Source organism: Moraxella bovoculi 237, assembly GCF_000696305.2.
GTDB lineage: Bacteria > Pseudomonadota > Gammaproteobacteria > Pseudomonadales > Moraxellaceae > Moraxella > Moraxella bovoculi.
This window is the reverse complement of record NZ_AOMT01000023.1, coordinates 83,243-99,131: the sequence shown is the minus strand read 5'-3', so window position 1 is coordinate 99,131 and position 15,889 is coordinate 83,243. Positions and strand designations below refer to the sequence as shown.

General features: G+C 44.4%; 18 protein-coding genes. 8 read left to right on the top strand and 10 right to left on the bottom strand.

What is annotated here, in order from left to right; translation table 11 throughout:
- Positions 1-33: 33 nt before the first annotated feature.
- Complete coding sequence (locus tag MBO_RS06080) at positions 34-708, bottom strand: heme exporter protein CcmB (protein ID WP_036365564.1); 675 nt, start codon at positions 706-708, stop codon at positions 34-36.
- A complete protein-coding gene (gene ccmA / locus MBO_RS06075; RefSeq protein ID WP_036365561.1) occupies positions 705-1,328 on the bottom strand; it encodes a heme ABC exporter ATP-binding protein CcmA in 624 nt (207 codons plus the stop codon). The genes MBO_RS06080 and ccmA overlap by 4 nt, the downstream gene beginning before the upstream one ends.
- Positions 1,329-1,473: 145 nt before the next feature.
- Here ccmA and MBO_RS06070 point away from each other — a divergent pair, with 145 nt between their 5' ends.
- Together MBO_RS06070 and MBO_RS06065 are read left to right on the top strand one after the other, a co-directional pair.
- Complete coding sequence (locus tag MBO_RS06070; RefSeq protein WP_152545119.1) at positions 1,474-2,088, top strand: type III secretion system chaperone family protein; 615 nt, start codon at positions 1,474-1,476, stop codon at positions 2,086-2,088.
- Positions 2,089-2,091: 3 nt separating this feature from the next.
- A complete protein-coding gene (locus MBO_RS06065) occupies positions 2,092-3,015 on the top strand; it encodes a histone deacetylase family protein (protein ID WP_036365559.1) in 924 nt (307 codons plus the stop codon).
- An 86-nt stretch (positions 3,016-3,101) separates the two neighbouring features.
- Here the strand turns inward: MBO_RS06065 and MBO_RS06060 are convergent, their stop codons facing one another.
- Entirely contained in the window at positions 3,102-3,914 is an 813-nt protein-coding gene (locus MBO_RS06060; RefSeq protein ID WP_036365556.1) for a DNA-methyltransferase, read from the bottom strand.
- A gap of 143 nt (positions 3,915-4,057) precedes the next feature.
- Between MBO_RS06060 and MBO_RS06055 the strand changes: the two genes are divergently transcribed.
- The 3 genes from MBO_RS06055 to MBO_RS06045 are packed head-to-tail and all read left to right on the top strand — an operon-like array spanning position 4,058 to position 5,518.
- Positions 4,058-4,282: a helix-turn-helix domain-containing protein gene (locus tag MBO_RS06055; protein WP_036365553.1), complete on the top strand. Its 225-nt coding sequence runs from the start codon at positions 4,058-4,060 to the stop codon at positions 4,280-4,282.
- A gap of 2 nt (positions 4,283-4,284) precedes the next feature.
- The gene (locus MBO_RS06050) at positions 4,285-4,827 is read left to right on the top strand and encodes a hypothetical protein (RefSeq protein WP_052585338.1); all 543 of its coding nucleotides are present in this window, start codon (positions 4,285-4,287) and stop codon (positions 4,825-4,827) included.
- Positions 4,828-4,840: 13 nt separating this feature from the next.
- Positions 4,841-5,518 (top strand): PDDEXK family nuclease, encoded by a 678-nt coding sequence (locus tag MBO_RS06045; RefSeq protein WP_036365550.1) that lies wholly within the window; start codon positions 4,841-4,843, stop codon positions 5,516-5,518.
- On the opposite strand, the gene MBO_RS06040 is transcribed toward MBO_RS06045, so the two are convergent.
- The 7 genes from MBO_RS06040 to MBO_RS06010 form a co-directional block, all read right to left on the bottom strand.
- Positions 5,511-6,398 (bottom strand): DNA adenine methylase, encoded by an 888-nt coding sequence (locus MBO_RS06040; RefSeq protein ID WP_036365547.1) that lies wholly within the window; start codon positions 6,396-6,398, stop codon positions 5,511-5,513. The two genes, MBO_RS06045 and MBO_RS06040, sit on opposite strands and share 8 nt — an antisense overlap.
- A 73-nt stretch (positions 6,399-6,471) precedes the next feature.
- Positions 6,472-9,336: a valine--tRNA ligase gene (locus MBO_RS06035; RefSeq protein WP_036365544.1), complete on the bottom strand. Its 2,865-nt coding sequence runs from the start codon at positions 9,334-9,336 to the stop codon at positions 6,472-6,474.
- Between the two features lie 118 nt (positions 9,337-9,454).
- Entirely contained in the window at positions 9,455-9,925 is a 471-nt protein-coding gene (locus MBO_RS06030; protein WP_052585337.1) for a YbjQ family protein, read from the bottom strand.
- 8 nt (positions 9,926-9,933) lie between these two features.
- Positions 9,934-10,290 (bottom strand): YbjQ family protein, encoded by a 357-nt coding sequence (locus MBO_RS06025; RefSeq protein WP_052585336.1) that lies wholly within the window; start codon positions 10,288-10,290, stop codon positions 9,934-9,936.
- Between the two features lie 104 nt (positions 10,291-10,394).
- A complete protein-coding gene (locus MBO_RS06020) occupies positions 10,395-10,916 on the bottom strand; it encodes a UPF0149 family protein (RefSeq protein ID WP_036365541.1) in 522 nt (173 codons plus the stop codon).
- Positions 10,917-11,010: 94 nt separating this feature from the next.
- Positions 11,011-11,229 (bottom strand): PA3496 family putative envelope integrity protein, encoded by a 219-nt coding sequence (locus MBO_RS06015; protein WP_036365538.1) that lies wholly within the window; start codon positions 11,227-11,229, stop codon positions 11,011-11,013.
- Positions 11,230-11,424: 195 nt separating this feature from the next.
- Positions 11,425-12,681, bottom strand: coding sequence for a hypothetical protein (locus tag MBO_RS06010; RefSeq protein WP_036365536.1), 1,257 nt, complete (start codon positions 12,679-12,681; stop codon positions 11,425-11,427).
- A 275-nt stretch (positions 12,682-12,956) separates the two neighbouring features.
- Here MBO_RS06010 and serB point away from each other — a divergent pair, with 275 nt between their 5' ends.
- The 3 genes from serB to bioB all read left to right on the top strand — a co-directional run bounded on the left by serB (position 12,957) and on the right by bioB (position 15,828).
- Positions 12,957-14,060, top strand: a complete 1,104-nt coding sequence (gene serB, locus MBO_RS06005; protein WP_036365533.1) for a phosphoserine phosphatase SerB — start codon at positions 12,957-12,959, stop codon at positions 14,058-14,060.
- Positions 14,061-14,172: 112 nt separating this feature from the next.
- Complete coding sequence (locus MBO_RS06000; protein WP_036365531.1) at positions 14,173-14,673, top strand: hypothetical protein; 501 nt, start codon at positions 14,173-14,175, stop codon at positions 14,671-14,673.
- Between the two features lie 99 nt (positions 14,674-14,772).
- Positions 14,773-15,828 carry a biotin synthase BioB gene (gene bioB / locus MBO_RS05995; protein WP_036365529.1) on the top strand — a complete coding sequence of 352 codons (1,056 nt, stop codon included), beginning with the start codon at positions 14,773-14,775 and terminating at the stop codon, positions 15,826-15,828.
- Positions 15,829-15,889 lie beyond the last annotated feature (61 nt).

Genomic DNA, 15,889 nt, shown 5'->3' with positions numbered 1-15,889 from the left:
AGCGGTTTTTTTGTTTGGCATACACATAAGTGATCAGCTCGACCAAGCCATCTTTAGAATCTGCGCCACCACCCACGGCGTAACGATCACAGCGATGATGCTCATGGCGCCCAGTAGCGCCAACGTCGGTAAGCCATTAAGCCCTGTTGCGTATAGATCCACCGCCCCTGTGGCAAAGATCAGCACAGGCAGCTGCATGGGTAGTGCAATGAGCGGCACCAGCACCGCGCCATTCTTCAAAGACAGCACCAAGCTGCTTGCGATCGCAGACAGCATGAGCATGAGCGGCGACCCCACAATGATCGACAGCATGAGCATGAGCGTCTCATCAAAAGGCATGTTAAATAACGGATTGACCAAAAGTGACAAGACCGCCACAAAGCCTGCACTAAACAGCCAATGCACCAATAATCGTGCAAAAACCCATACCGACAAGGGTGAACCCGACACCACCAGCTGCGCCAATGTGCCATTCTCCATGTCCGCCTTAAATAAATCATCCACACCCATCACCAAGGATAACAGCGCGGCGATCCATACGGCTGACGTGGCAAGGCGCAATAACAGCGCAGACTCACTGCCCACCGCCAACGGAAACAGCGTAATGATAATCAAAAAAATCATCAAAGGGAACAGCCACTGAACCGCGCCTTGACGCTTGATGCGCCATTCACGAAGCAGCATTGAGCCAAAGGCATTTTTCATCATAATGCAAACTCCGCCAGATCCAGCACGCCCGTCTTTATGCCGATGGCTTGATGACTAGTCATCAGCACCGTACCGCCTTGATCCACAAAATCACTGATACGATTCTCAATCTGTGCCACCATCTGCACATCCAGCGCCGTCAGCGGCTCATCAAGCAGCCAAAATGGCGACTCATCAGGCGACAGCACGAACAGTCGTGACAGCCCCACACGGCGCATCTGTCCTGCTGATAGCTGCACACTAGAGATGTCGTTCAGCCCATACAGTCCCACTTGCTCCAGCGCATAATCAATCACATCGCGATGCGCATCCACGCCATACAGCGACAATAAGAACGCCAAATTCTGCGCCACCGTCAGACTGCCACTAATGCCCAGCTGATGCGACACATACACAGGATGTATGTCGCATCGATGATAAACAACCCTGCCCGACACCATCGGCAAAAGACCTGCAATCTGAGATAACAGCGTCGTCTTGCCCAAGCCATTTTCACCAATCAAATGGCAAATATCGCCCGCATCCAAGGTTAGATTCACCCCTTGGCACAGCACAAATTCACCGCGCTGCACATCCACATCATCCAAGGTTACGATGGGCGATTTATCAAAAGCCGTCATAGCACACATCAGTTAAAAAATATGGCTAATAATACCAAAAATCCGCCCCAAGCAAAACCGAATTTTCAATAAGTTTGGTGATTTGCTTTGCATAATCTCCCCCTTTGGGCTACAATTTAACAATAAAACCAAACACCAAATCATCATGAAAATCCTAGACAAATTAAAACAATTACTCCAAAAACCTGACACCCCAACCAAGCCAGAGCCCAGCGAAGATGCACACCGTCACGCAGTCAGTATGCGCATCATGGCGTGGCTCGATAAGCAAGGCTGGAAATACGAACATCGTACACCCGAAGAAGATGCCGAGATGCGCACGCACCACATGATTTTAAGTTTCACGGACAATCAATCAGACTGGACGTGTGTGTTCCGCGTCAATGAGAATAATCAACTGGTTGCCATCTTTGGCGTGCTGACCGAGACCGTGCCGCCAAGCCACTACGCTTCCATATTAATGAAAATCGCCCGCGCCAATCTTAACATCGCTTTTGGTAGCATTGAATTAGACCCTTTTGATGGCGAGGTGCGCGTAAAGATGTCAATCGATGCCGAATTCAGCACCCTTAGTGATAAGGCGCTCGGCTGCTACCTACAAGGCGTGGCGGGGCTGACCGAGATCGCACAGCGACTATTCGACGAAGCGATGGCGGAGAGTGAGCCCAGCCCCATCATTCACGACTATCTCAATGATTATAACGACCTACCCCAAGAGTCGGACAGTGGATTTTTTACGCCCACCCACACCGCCCAATAAGCCATGCTAAAAATCGCCCACTCGCCCCTATTTTGCCATAGTGTGCCAGCGTCCCACCGCTTTCCTATGGCAAAATACAACCTAATTCCCCAAAAACTACTCCAAGAAGGCGTTATCACGCCCGACAACCTATTTCACCCCCAACTACTCTCCGAGCAAGAAATCCTAACCACCCACACCGCCGACTATTGGCACAAATTAAAAACAGGCACACTAACCGACAAAGAAATCCGCAAAATCGGTCTGCCCATGTCGGCAGAGCTTGTCAAACGAGAACGCTACATCACGCACGCCACCTATGAATGCGCCTTATACGCCAAAGAATACGGCATATCGCTGTCCACATCGGGCGGAACGCATCACGGATTTGCAGGGCATGGCGAGGGCTTTTGTGTGTTTAATGACGTGTGCGTGGCAAGCAATCTACTCTTGGCACGAGGGCAAGCCAAACGCATTTTGAGCGTGGATTTGGACGTACATCAGGGTAATGGCAATGCGTCTATCATGGCGGACAATCCCCATGTTTTTGTGTTTAGTATGCACGGCAAAAAGAACTACCCCTTTATCAAACCGCCGTCCGACCTAGACATCGAGCTTGATGACGGCACGGGCGATGATGAGTATTTGGGCGTGCTGGCGGGTACATTGCCCAGATTGATTGATGAGTTTTGTCCTGATTTTATCTTTTATCAGGCGGGCGTGGACGTGCTTGCCACCGATAAGCTCGGTAAGCTGTCGTTGTCCATGCAAGGCTGTCATGAGCGTGATGAAATGGTGCTAAGTGTCGCCCACCGCTACGGCATACCTGTCGCTGTCGTCATGGGTGGGGGCTATTCGGACGATGTGGATACGGTGGTGGAGGGGCATTGTGGGGTGTTTAGGGTGGTGAGGGGATTGTTGGGGGGGGTTAATCCGCTAAATTATTGACATACATAATGCAAAAAATGCTTGTATCAACGTGCACCCACCACATTTCTCCTTAATTGCCATTTCTACGGCTTTTTCTTTTGCGGTTAAATTATACTGATTTGCTCACGAATTTTTTGTTTAAATTCATATTTTGATTCAAGTGTCATTGCTTGATAACGCCTTTTAGATAGCTCCAAAAATTCCAATTCTTGTTCAATACCGATATAATTTCTGTCTAATAATACACTTGCAATGCCTGTTGTGCCAGATCCTGAAAACGGATCAAGGATTAAATCTCCTTTTTGAGTTGATGCTAATATGATACGAGCTAACAGCCCAAGTGGTTTTTGGGTTGGGTGCTTACCCTGTGTCTTTTCCCAGCTACCCACCGAAGGCAATCGCCAAACATCTTTTTGCTGTTTATTGTCATTTAATTTTTTCATTAAATCGTAATTGAAATAATGTGGTATTTTAGAATATTTTCTAGCCCATATTATCCATTCGGTTGAATAAGTAAAATAACGACAAGAAAAATTTGGAGGCGGATTGGGTTTTTCCCAAGTTATCATATTTAATAGTTTAAAGTTATTTTCTTTTAATACTTGACCAATACTAAAAATATTATGATGTGTGCCACTTATCCAAATCGTGCCATTGTCTTTTAATAATCGTCTGGATTGTTTTATCCATTCATTATTAAAATCATAAATCTCTTTTTCATTATCATTTTTATCCCATTCACCTTTATTAACAGATTGAATGATACCATTTTTAACAGTTAATCCATCATTGGATAAAAAATAGGGCGGATCGGCAAATATCATATTGACAGATTTTTCATCCATTTCTTGCATAATTTTTATGCTATTGCCACAAAAAAGCAAAAAATCTTGATTTACCGATGAAAAATGCAACATAAAATACAACCAATCCTACAAAATTAAAAAACCAAGAAGTTTGAAACCAAGACTCTGATGTAGCAAAATAAAGACTTAGATGATTTTTAAAATAACACTTATTGTGTGTGTTAAATTTTATCAAAAAATGCAAAATATGTCAAATGAAACATACAACTTTAACACAGTTCGGTGAACGAATCCGCACACTACGAAAACAGCGTAATCTTACCCAAGAACAATTGGGTGAAATCACTGGTTTTCATCATAATTATATCGGTATGATAGAGCGTGGTGAACGCAATCCTGCGTTGCTTAATCTTGAAATCTTTGCCAAAGCGTTTGAGACGAGTTTGGCTGAGCTGTTTGATTTTGAAAACAAGGATTAAATATGCCACTTTACAATGAAGAGATGAGATTGCCTAGCAACCTTAATACACGACAAGCCATACGAAAATTTGTAGTTTTAAAATTTTTGCAAGAAAATCCTGGTCAAGGTAAAGGAGAATTGGCAAGCAAGTATCATTATATAGTAGAGTATTGTATTAGTGGGTGTATTATCAAAATCAAAAGACCAGCTGTATTAAACAAAGGTATGGATTTTACTGTACATCTTGAAGGTATTGAATTCAGATCGAAAGGTCCTTTTAAAGACCGCCCTAAGCACGAAGAAATTATCAATGACTTATTAATAAAAAAACAACACCGACCTATCGAATATGAGGCACTAAAATCATACATACTAGATATATATAATTGCCAAAATATAGATTTAAATTTGTTACGAAAATTAGACATCCCATTTGGAATATTAACCTGTGAAGAAGTTTGCTTAGCCCTTAAATGGTTATTTATTGAGCAGGATATAACATACTGGAATTGGAGCGGCAGAAATATGCTATACCAACGCCTAGAAAATAATAATTTGATATAAAAGAGTTGTGTTTATGAAACTAACAGATGTTTTTTCAAAGTTGCCACAACTTTACTACAAACCATTTCGTGAATTAAAAAGGCAAGAAGACATTACATCTTTTACTATCAATAAAGGAAATACAGGTCAATTTTTGCAACAGCTGTTGGATATACCTAATAATAGCAACCTAACCGATTTTGATGACGGTGAATTAAAAACCAATAAATCTGATAAAAATGGCATACCAAAAGAAACAATGTTTATCACTCAAATATCCAAAGATTTTGATGAGCTGTTTTTTGGAAACAATCAAACTAATCGATTGTTTACTAAGATAGGTAATTTATTATATCTACCAGTCTGTAAAGAATCCAATAATCCAGAAGATTGGTATTTTCTACCCGCTTATCATATTGAAATCCAGAATAATCATCGATTATTGTCAATTCTGCAACAAGATTTTAAAAATATTAAGCAAAAAATTCTCTTTGATATAAGTAATGCTGATGACGGATTTATTCACACATCAAACGGTCAGTATATCCAAATCAGAAGTAAGGATGCTAAGCGTAAAAATGGCGAGTATAATCCGATTTATTCTCATCATCTAGGCAGAATGGTCTCAAACAAAAATCACGCCTTCTATTTTAAAAGAGATTTTATGATAGACATACAAAAAGGCATTATTCAATCAGATAAGATTATTTAAGTACATTATCTACCAAAATTTCACTGATAAATTTTCTGCTTTTACCATTGGCACCAATTGAGCGATTAGCTTGTATGCGATTGATATTAAAGTTAGCATAAAGTTCATCAAAAAAATCATCGTTTGTATTATGATTTTTTGGATCAGAATTGCTTAATAAAAAGTGATGGCCCATTTTATCTATTTTTTGACAAAATTTCGCCAAGCGTTTTTGTTCATTATCATCAAATCCGCTATCAGAATAAGCGGTAAAACTTGCCGTATCACTGATTGGGCGATAAGGCGGATCTATATAAAATACACAAGGCAAATCATTGGGTAAATAAGACAAAACCAATTCAAAATCCCCTGTTAAGATTTGAGTGTTTTGTAGTTTTTGAGAGATGGTTAAAATATTGTCTTTGTCTATAAATTTGGGGCTTTTGTAGCTTCCAATAGGCACATTAAATTGATTGTTTTTATTGACACGATATAAACCATTAAAAGCAGATTTATTTAAAAAAATAAATAATCCTGCTTGCTCAATATTATTACCAGATCGGGTATTAAAAATATCTCTCTTATGATAAAAATAAGGTTTTTTGCTTTCTAAATCAGTTAATTGATTATAGTCATTTTGCAAGCTTTCAATATACCAAATTAAATCATCAGGATGATTTTTAATAACTTGATAAACATTAATTAAATCGGCATTATAATCATTGATGATAAGCTGTTTTAGATGTGGCAAATCGGACAATGCCCATAAGGACACCGCCCCACCACCAACAAAAGGCTCTACCAAACAAAAATCTTGTGAGTAAACAAAATCAGGCAAGCGTTTTTGAATTTCATCAAGCAAAGAATTCTTACCGCCCGCCCATTTTATAAAAGGTTTCATTTATCTTTTTCATCATTAATTAGTATATTAAGCAAATAGATTATAAAAAATAATCTATTTGCCGTTATTAGAATTACAGGCTTTGCAACTGCCCCACCTGCTTCTCAATCTCCCCAATTTGCCCGTCCAATTCCGCTAATTTCGCCTTTTCTGCCTCTACCACTTGGGCAGGGGCTTTGGCGACAAAGCCTTCGTTGGATAGCTTCTTGCTGATTGCATCCGCTTGGGATTGGAGTTTTTCACGCACTTTATTTAGACGGTTCAGCTCAGCCGTTGGATCAATCAAACCCTTCATCGGCACCAATACTTTCAATGATCCGATCAGCGCCTGTGATGATAATGGCACGTTCTCATCACTACCAACGATGGTTAAGCTCTCAACTTTTGCCAATGCCTTGAACTGACTTTCAATGCGAAGCAGACTTGCTTTTTGATCATCTGTTACGCCTTGAAGTAGCACCGGTAGGCGCACTGCATTACCCAGCTTCATCTCACCGCGGATGTTTCGCACCGCGCCGATTAGGCTTTGTAGCCACGACATGTCGCTCTCGGCTTGATCGTTGATACGCTGGGTATTCACCACAGGGAATGATGCCAGCATGATGCTATCGCCTGCCTTGGCAAGTCCTAGCATCGGTGCGATGATCTGCCAAATCTCCTCAGTGATGAATGGCATGATTGGATGCGCCAAACGCAGCGCCGCCTCTAGCGTGGCAAGTAGCACGCGGCGAATCTCCGCCTTGCGTTCATCCGACACAGCCTCATCATTCAGCACAGGCTTAGTAAGCTCCACATACCAATCGCAGTACTCATTCCAGATGAAGTCATAAATCGCTTGTGACGCCAAGTCTAGACGATATGTCTCAAATGCTGTCTGAACTGCTTGTTCGCATTTTTGAAGTCGGCTGACGATCCATTGCTCAGGCAGCTCCCACAGGTCAGGATTAGCACTTGATGCGATGGCCTTACCTTCGACATTCATCAATACGAAACGGCTGGCGTTCCAAATTTTATTACAAAAATTACGATAACCTTCAATACGCTTTAGGTCAAAATTAATGTCACGACCTGTGCTCGCTAGGCTTGCAAAGGTGAAACGAAGAGCATCCGTACCGTGTGCCGCGATGCCCTCAGGGAACTCTTTACGAGTTGCTTTTTCGATTTTGGCAGCATCTTTTGGGTTCATCAGCCCTGTTGTACGCTTACTCACCAGACTTTCAAGGTCAATGCCGTCAATCAGGTCAATCGGATCTAATACGTTACCTTTAGATTTTGACATTTTTTGACCTTGGGCGTCACGCACAAGCCCATGCACATAGACAGTCTTAAATGGGACTTGTGGCGTACCGTCTGCATTCTTAACAAAATGCATGGTCAGCATGATCATGCGCGCCACCCAGAAGAAGATGATGTCAAAGCCTGTCACCAATACGCTCGTTGGGTGGAAGGTTGATAATACACGACCATCGTCATTAGGATTACCCCAATCCAACGTGCTAAACGTCCACAGCCCTGAGCTGAACCAAGTATCCAGTACATCCTCATCTTGGCGCAAGGTGATGTCTTGGGCTAGGTTATACTTGGCGCGAACTTCAGCTTCGTTATGTGCCACATAGACGTTACCCACATCATCATACCATGCAGGAATGCGATGCCCCCACCACAGCTGGCGGCTGATGCACCAGTCTTGAATGTCGCGCATCCAAGCCATGTACATATTGGTGTACTGCTCAGGGACGAATTTGATGTCGCCATTTTGCACCGCATCTATCGCAGGCTTAGCAAGCTCATCAATTTTGACATACCATTGGTCGGTCAAAAGTGGCTCAATGACCACGCCCGAGCGGTCGCCATAGGGTCGTTTTAAGTCGTGCGGTTCTACTTTTTCTAAAAAGCCGTGCGTTTGTAAATCTTCAATGATTTTGGTGCGAGCGTCAAAGCGGTCAAGCCCTTGATAAGCAGGCGGACAATTTTCATTCATCGTGCCATCAAGGTTCATTAGGTTAATAATCTCAATGTTTTGGCGTTCGCCCACTTCATAGTCATTAAAATCATGAGCAGGAGTGATTTTTACGCAACCCGTACCAAATTCTGGGTCAGGATAAGGGTCAGCCAACACAGGAATGGTACGGTCGGTCAGTGGCACGTGAACCATTTTACCCAAAAGGTGCGTATAGCGTGTGTCATCAGGGTGTACCGCCAAACAGCCGTCTGCCAAAATGGTCTCTGGGCGAGTGGTGGCAATGTGCATATACTTGCCGTCAAGGCTTGCTCCATTGGCGTCCGTTTGCCCGTTCACAAAAGGATAGCGAACGTGATACATAAAGCCTTTTTCATCACGATTTTCTACTTCCAAATCACTGATGGCAGTTTTTAATTTACAGTCCCAATTGACAAGGCGTTTTTTACGATAAATCAATCCTTCATCATACAGCTTAACAAACACATCCTGCACCGCACGAGACAGACCCTCATCCATCGTGAATCGTTCGCGAGACCAGTCCACTGATGAGCCTAGGCGGCGGATTTGGCGCGTGATGTTGCCACCCGATTCTTCTTTCCATTCCCAGACTTTTTCTAGGAATTTCTCACGACCTAGATCGTGGCGAGTCACCCCTTCCAAGTCAAGCTTGCGCTCAACAACCATCTGAGTTGCGATACCAGCATGGTCAGTGCCAGGCTGCCAGAGGGTGTTATAGCCTTTCATGCGATGATAACGAGTCAGCGCATCCATGATGGTGTTGTTAAAGCCATGTCCCATATGGAGCGAGCCCGTGACATTCGGCGGCGGAATGGCGATAGAGAAGGATTCTGACTTATCAAAAGTCGGCTTAAAAAAACCCGCCTCCTCCCAAGTCTGATAACGCCCAGCCTCAATCTCAGCAGGGTTATAAGCTGCGGATAAATCCGCCAATGTCTTTTGGTTATGCTCGCTCATATAATACTCTTAAATCTACAAATAATAAAAACTAAAACTGCTAATTTTACCCTAAAACGGGCGTTTATTGGGGAAATTTTTGATGAATAGTTCACGAATAACGATCTATTTTATATGGTTATCGCTTGAACGCCGTACCATAGGCGATCACCTCTATGGCATCGCCTGATGGGTCATTAGCGCCAATATTACTGATCTCCAAACGCACACCCATCACCGCATCATAGCCTGCCATGTGCGCACGCGCCTTCATGCGCACGATCGCTTCACGTCGCCCACGCTCTAGCAGCGCCTCATAAGTCGTTAGGTTCTTACCAAAAATACTCAAAAACTGCGCAATCACCATCTTAAATCGGTCTTGGGCAACCACAACATTGCCCACCACCAGCTGACTGCCCTGCTGGCTATTCACCCGGTAAAACCTCTCACTAGAGACGATGATGTCGCGATAAGCCTGCTCATCTTTATCCAATCTGGCTAAGTGCTTTCGCTCATTTAGCCCACCAAATGCCCAGCCCACAAAGAATAATAACACCGCCAACACGATGGCGAAGTTATTCATCAATATCGCAATGATGTCATTATCCATGACGGTTCCTATGCACCATCGGTTACACTTGGCGTGAATGGCGCATGGCTTATGGCGACCTTAACCGCGGTGCCATAGACGAACAGTTCGGATGCGCCTGCTGCGATGCTCGACGTGGAGAATCTAACACCCACCACGGCATCAGCGCCGAGTGCACTTGCTCTTTTAATCATGCGATCGATCGCCTCTTCACGGGCTTCTTCTAGCAGCTCTGTATAGGCAACCAGCTCACCGCCGACGATATTTTTTAGGCCTGATAAGAAATCCTTACCAATATGCTTTGAGCGTACGGTGCTGCCATACACGACGTCTAGACGCTCGGTGATGGTGTGATTTGGCAGATATTCCAGGTTTGATAATTGCATAATTACCCTTATGATTGTCCTTGATCTTAATGGATTTTTACCCAAATAAAAAATGGGTCAATGCGACCCATTTTACTGATAAATGGACATAAATACAATCAAAATCAATCATCTGTATGGAACAACAAGAACATCTCTGTGATGTTGTCTTCTAGTGAATTGGCCATCTGCGCCAACGTCTCTTCATCGCGCATCTCATCCATCTCAGGATCGATGCCTGACAGTAGCACCATCGGCAGAGTGAGCATCGCCACATCTTCTTCGGTATTCTCATCATCGAACCAATCAACATTCTCATCTGAATACATGGCATCGACAAAGCCAATCGCCCAAGCCGCCAGATCACCCTCTTCACTAAAGTCTTCCGCCTCTTCGCTGGCATCGAATGGCAACTCGATTGGCTCTTCGGCTTTTAGGGTGTCGTACAGTTCTTGTTGCCATGCTTGTAGTGCGTCTTTTACTTCGCTTGACACTTGAGCGTCCGCACCTTCAAAAAATGCCGAGATCCAATTTGGTAGCGGCTTACCTACCACCGTCGCAGTCAAAAATCCGTGCGCTGCGATCGGATCAAGACCAAGTTGGTTGGCGTCTGATGCCAAATAATCAAACAATTCTTGCTTGTTCATAGTACTCTCTTATGGATTGGGAATTTGTTATAAATAAGGCTCATACCGACACACCGATACAAGCCCATTATTACCATCAATTCTGACAAGATAATTACAAATCGTCAAAATCATCATCGTCATCTAAATCAAACTCAGCAAAGTCATCTTCTTGTTCAAGTGCCAACTGAAGCTTCTTTAGACGCTGCTGCTCTAATAGGGCATCAATCTTTAAACGCTTTTCCAAAGGCTTGGCTTTCGTCTCGTCCACCAGCTGCGCATCGGCATCTTCTTCAAAGCTGTCATCATCAAAATCATCATCAATGTCGCTCATCATGACTCCTTATGTGCGTTTTTGGTTCATCGGGCGATCGGCTAAGCTTGGATGAAAATACTTTACCGACTACTCAATGCCTTATATCTTTTATTTTAAAAATTGTCAAGAATTTTTGCACATTTTTATGAAAAAAATGTGACAAATCTTGAAACAAATCCCGCACCTCAGTCACGTTAAGCGACATACAGACGACTAATCTTCAAGCAATACTTTATCACGCACGCTGCGTAGGCGTTCAGCAGTCGCTCTTGTGACGCTTGCCAGAGCACGGCTTTCACGCTCTTGAATGGACATCGGGTTTTCTAGGCGAACAAGTTCGGCAAAGATTTTGATCTCATCTTGAGCTTTATCGTCAATTAGAATAAGCGGCGCTTCACGGCGTTTCTTGGCTAGATCCACCACCGAATCAGCACGGTGTGCGTCACTGACCGTGGTACGAATCTGCCAAGTGAATCGCTTAATCTCACGGTGCTTGTCATACACCACTTGGTTAAGCATGAGCATAAGCTTAGATAAGAACACAGCAGCGGTCGCAGTCTTAGCAGGTGATTCACCTCGGAGGGCAACTTTGGCGCCTTTGTCATCGTAGTACTTAATCACAGAAGCATCGACGCCCGTCAATAATGGCAACTCCAATAAATGTACAATCGCCTTATCAAGCAGCTGATCACACAGCGCAAAATACGCTGCCTTATTATCATGGCTTACGGTCGCAAGCAGCTGATTAGGGTCCTCAAACAGCATCTGTACGATGTAATCTCGGTCGTGCAAGCTTGCCTCAGCGCTTTGAGTAGCAGCTTGGGTGGATTGATCAGGTTTTTGTTCGGTTTTGGCTTTTTCTAGGAATGACTTGATGGGGTTTTGACTCGAAGCAGGCTCGCTATCTTCATTGTGCTGTGGTGCTTGATATAAGATGCCTTTATCCAGTAGATCCATACGAACTTTTTTGGCGATGGCTTCTTTTAGCTCTTGGGTTGGACGCGCCAAATAGCCATAAAGCAGCCACAGCATCGCATGCAATCCTAGAGCGCCAAGCAAGAACAGCCAATGCTTCGAGATGATCTCAGCGCGACTGACATCAGCCGCCTTCACCACGACGCTGCCCAGTGCATCACTGCCAGAGACCACAGATTCACGCAGCACAACTCCGCTGTCATTGTCCGAGCCGACAGGTACGAGCAGCTGATCTTTGGCGTCGTAGATTCCCACGAACGACACTTGAGATTCTTTGACGTATTTATCAGCGACTACGCTCATGCTGATGCGATCATTCGTCGCAAGTGGCACTTTTAGCTCCTGGGCAAGCAAGGCCACCGACTTTTCGGCAACAGCGCGCTGCTCTTCCTTAATCTTGCGCTCTTCGCTCACCACAAAAAACAGCGTATGAAAGCACAAACTTATCAAAATAATCGCGGCAAATAGTCCTTGCCGTGGCGCTAAAAAAGTCATAAGATCAAAAGCCTAGACCAAAAACTTGGGACAAAAAGAGAAAATTGATTAAAATGATTATTTTAACACGGTTATTGATAAATTCATGCGTTTTTGTGTTGTTTTTCACGATTTTTTCTATAAAAAATAACGTATTGGCGAGATTTTTGGTGCTTTTTTGGGTGTGTTTTATAAAATTTAATAATTAGGCTTGTATTTTTTGACAGATTTGGGCATGATAGCAGTGATTTTGTGGTATTTTATCTTGAACCATTTATTAAACACTTGGATTTCTCATGAGCATGACTTACGCCCTACCAAAAAGCAGCCAAGCATGGCAAAACGCCCTATCTTCTGTCGCACACGTCTTGCCAGAAGGCATGAGCATTGATAGCACCACATTGGATTCTCTGCCTGTCTTTGCCATCGTAATCATCGCCAAAAATCCACACGACAATGTCGATGAGCTCATGAAAGCATGGACGGACACACAGGCCAATTGGCAAGCGATCGATGTCCATGATGACGAAACCGCCAAACAAAACGCACACATCATCGAAGCTGCTGCGCCGCTTGCTGATGTATCCATTCATCGATACCTACTAGCGCCCACCAAGCGCACCGAGATGAGCGACACCAAACGCGAAGCGGCCGCGCACATCATCGACGAGCAGATCAGCGCGCATTTTCACAGTAAGCTTGGCAATGAAGCGGATGTTCATATTTTATCAATTGGGCAAATGCTGCATAAGCACCGCTTGGCATGCTTTGACATGGATTCGACACTGATCGAACAAGAGGTCATCGTTGAGCTTGCTAGATATTGCGACATTGAGGATAAAGTTCTAGACATCACCGAACAAGCGATGCGCGGCGAGATTGACTTTGCGACCAGCTTTGCGCGCCGCGTCGCTCTGTTAGAAGGTCTGGACGCCTCTGTCGTCGATGAAATTATCGCCAATCACATCACTTTCTCATCGGGTGCACATGCCACCATCCGCGCCCTAAAAGCCATCGGCTATCACACAGTGTTAATCTCAGGCGGATTTGTACCATTCGCCAAATATGTTGCCGAGACGCTTGGCATGGATGAATATCATGCCAATGCCTTGTCCATCTTAGATGGTCAGCTGACAGGTCAAGTTGATGACAACATTATCGATGGCGATAAGAAAGCTGCCATCGTCGCCAAGACCGCTAAGAAGCTAGGTCTGGGGATGCATCAAGTCGTCTGTGTTGGCGATGGTGCCAACGACCTGCCGATGATGGCGATCAGTGACGTTGGCGTCGCCTACCACGCCAAGCCTATCGTCCGCACCAAGACTGATGCCGCTGTCAACATCACGGGGCTTGAAGGCGTGCTGTACGCGCTGGGACATCGATTTGATGTACGCGGATAATTCACGCTGCCTATCACAGTAAGAATACATCAACACTGATACAAAAGCCCTACTTGATTTTTTGGGGTTTTTGTTAAACTAAGATAAATTTAGCCAGAATAGATTGGATTTTATGTTTACATTGCCTATTTTAGACGTTAAGGCGGATGCGCTAGACGCCCTACTTGCCGCACTTGGCTTTCGCCTGTCGTCATTGATTGAGAATAACGCCAACGAATCGCTGACCGCGCTTGTCAAAGACAAAGACGTGTGCATTCAGTTCATCAGCCCGACCGCGGAACGTTATTATGAATTTCGTCAAGGCGGTTTTGCGCACACGCTCGGTAAGACGCAAGACCCCGATCTAACCATTGAATTTCAAGACTCCACCACAGGTGTTAAGCTACTGACCAAAGGTGACATCGCCGCCTTCATGACCGCCATTCAAGATGGTGAAGTTAAGATCACAGGCGATTATAAACTTGTACTGTGGTTTGCAGGTGTTGCCAAGCATGCTGTCAAAATCCCTGAAGAGTATAAAGGCTATATCGATCAAGCTAAGCCATACATCGCGCAGGTCAAGCCTTATGCTGAGCAAGCCATTAGCGCCATTAAGTCCAAGCTGGGCAAATAATGAGCAATGGCTAAGGCTTGATATTGGTGTAGAATTTGTTAAAATAAGGAACATTTGTTTACTGATAAGCTTGCTTATCTGTTTTTTGATAGGAACATCATGATAAATATACACAGCCCGACCTACAAGAGCAAGGAAGAAATCGCCCGCTTGTTTGATTTGCCTTTGATGGATTTGCTGATGCAGGCACAAAACGTCCATCGCCAGCATTTCAATGCCAACGAAGTTCAAATCAGCACCCTATTATCCATTAAGACCGGCAACTGCCCTGAAGACTGTGGCTACTGCTCACAGTCGGGGCATCATCGCGACAAGACAGGTCTAGAAGCTGAAAAACGCCTCGAAATCCAAAAAGTCATCAACGCCGCCAAACGCGCCAGAGCATCAGGCTCATCTCGTTTCTGTATGGGCGCAGCATGGAAACATCCCAGCGCAAAAGACATGCCATATCTGGTTGAATTAATCAGCGAAGTTAAAAACCTAGGGCTTGAGACATGTATGACACTAGGCATGCTAAAGCCCGAACAAGCCAAGATTTTGGCAGATGCAGGACTGGATTATTATAATCACAACTTAGACACTTCGCGTAATTACTACAGTAAAGTCACCTCCACGCGCTCTTATGATGATCGGCTAGAGACGCTAGAGCACGTCAGAAATGCAGGCATCAATGTATGTAGCGGCTCGATCGTCGGCATGGGCGAGAGCCGTGAAGATCGCATTGACTGGGTGCATGAACTCACCCAAATGCCTATCCCACCACAATCCATTCCTGTTAACCTACTGGTACCCATTGAAGGCACGCCCCTTGGTGACAAGGTTCTGGCTGAAGGCAAATTATCCGTGATTGAATGGATTCGCACGATTGCAGTGACACGCATCTGCTGCCCGACCAGTTATGTGCGTCTGTCAGCAGGTCGTGAGAGCCTGACAGATGGTGAGCAAGCATTGGCATTCATGGCGGGCGCTAACTCGTTCTTTTATGGGGATAAGCTACTCACTACAGGCAACCAATCTCAAGCCAATGACGATCGCTTGATGGCACAGCTTGGACTACACCCTGAAAAAGCCGCACCACGATTGAAAGTCATCGACGCCATGACAGGCAAAAGTGAATTAGACGACCTACCGCAAGACTGCCCATTATCAGCATAATTCTATTTGTTGATAATTAATAAAGCACCTGCACTGGATGAATCAAATTAGACTTTGCAGG

Bases quoted from the DNA above. Each gene is read 5' to 3' on its own strand.
- MBO_RS06045 (WP_036365550.1), top strand. From the start codon at position 4,841: ATGAAACTAACAGATGTTTTTTCAAAGTTGCCACAACTTTACTACAAA.
- bioB (WP_036365529.1), top strand. From the start codon at position 14,773: ATGATAAATATACACAGCCCGACCTACAAGAGCAAGGAAGAAATCGCC.
- MBO_RS06040 (WP_036365547.1), bottom strand. From the start codon at position 6,398: ATGAAACCTTTTATAAAATGGGCGGGCGGTAAGAATTCTTTGCTTGAT.
- MBO_RS06020 (WP_036365541.1), bottom strand. From the start codon at position 10,916: ATGAACAAGCAAGAATTGTTTGATTATTTGGCATCAGACGCCAACCAA.
- MBO_RS06015 (WP_036365538.1), bottom strand. From the start codon at position 11,229: ATGAGCGACATTGATGATGATTTTGATGATGACAGCTTTGAAGAAGAT.
- MBO_RS06035 (WP_036365544.1), bottom strand. From the start codon at position 9,336: ATGAGCGAGCATAACCAAAAGACATTGGCGGATTTATCCGCAGCTTAT.
- MBO_RS06000 (WP_036365531.1), top strand. From the start codon at position 14,173: ATGTTTACATTGCCTATTTTAGACGTTAAGGCGGATGCGCTAGACGCC.
- ccmA (WP_036365561.1), bottom strand. From the start codon at position 1,328: ATGACGGCTTTTGATAAATCGCCCATCGTAACCTTGGATGATGTGGAT.
- MBO_RS06055 (WP_036365553.1), top strand. From the start codon at position 4,058: ATGAAACATACAACTTTAACACAGTTCGGTGAACGAATCCGCACACTA.
- MBO_RS06030 (WP_052585337.1), bottom strand. From the start codon at position 9,925: ATGGATAATGACATCATTGCGATATTGATGAATAACTTCGCCATCGTG.
- MBO_RS06025 (WP_052585336.1), bottom strand. From the start codon at position 10,290: ATGCAATTATCAAACCTGGAATATCTGCCAAATCACACCATCACCGAG.
- MBO_RS06060 (WP_036365556.1), bottom strand. From the start codon at position 3,914: ATGTTGCATTTTTCATCGGTAAATCAAGATTTTTTGCTTTTTTGTGGC.
- MBO_RS06010 (WP_036365536.1), bottom strand. From the start codon at position 12,681: ATGACTTTTTTAGCGCCACGGCAAGGACTATTTGCCGCGATTATTTTG.
- MBO_RS06070 (WP_152545119.1), top strand. From the start codon at position 1,474: ATGAAAATCCTAGACAAATTAAAACAATTACTCCAAAAACCTGACACC.
- serB (WP_036365533.1), top strand. From the start codon at position 12,957: ATGAGCATGACTTACGCCCTACCAAAAAGCAGCCAAGCATGGCAAAAC.
- MBO_RS06065 (WP_036365559.1), top strand. From the start codon at position 2,092: ATGCTAAAAATCGCCCACTCGCCCCTATTTTGCCATAGTGTGCCAGCG.
- MBO_RS06050 (WP_052585338.1), top strand. From the start codon at position 4,285: ATGCCACTTTACAATGAAGAGATGAGATTGCCTAGCAACCTTAATACA.
- MBO_RS06080 (WP_036365564.1), bottom strand. From the start codon at position 708: ATGATGAAAAATGCCTTTGGCTCAATGCTGCTTCGTGAATGGCGCATC.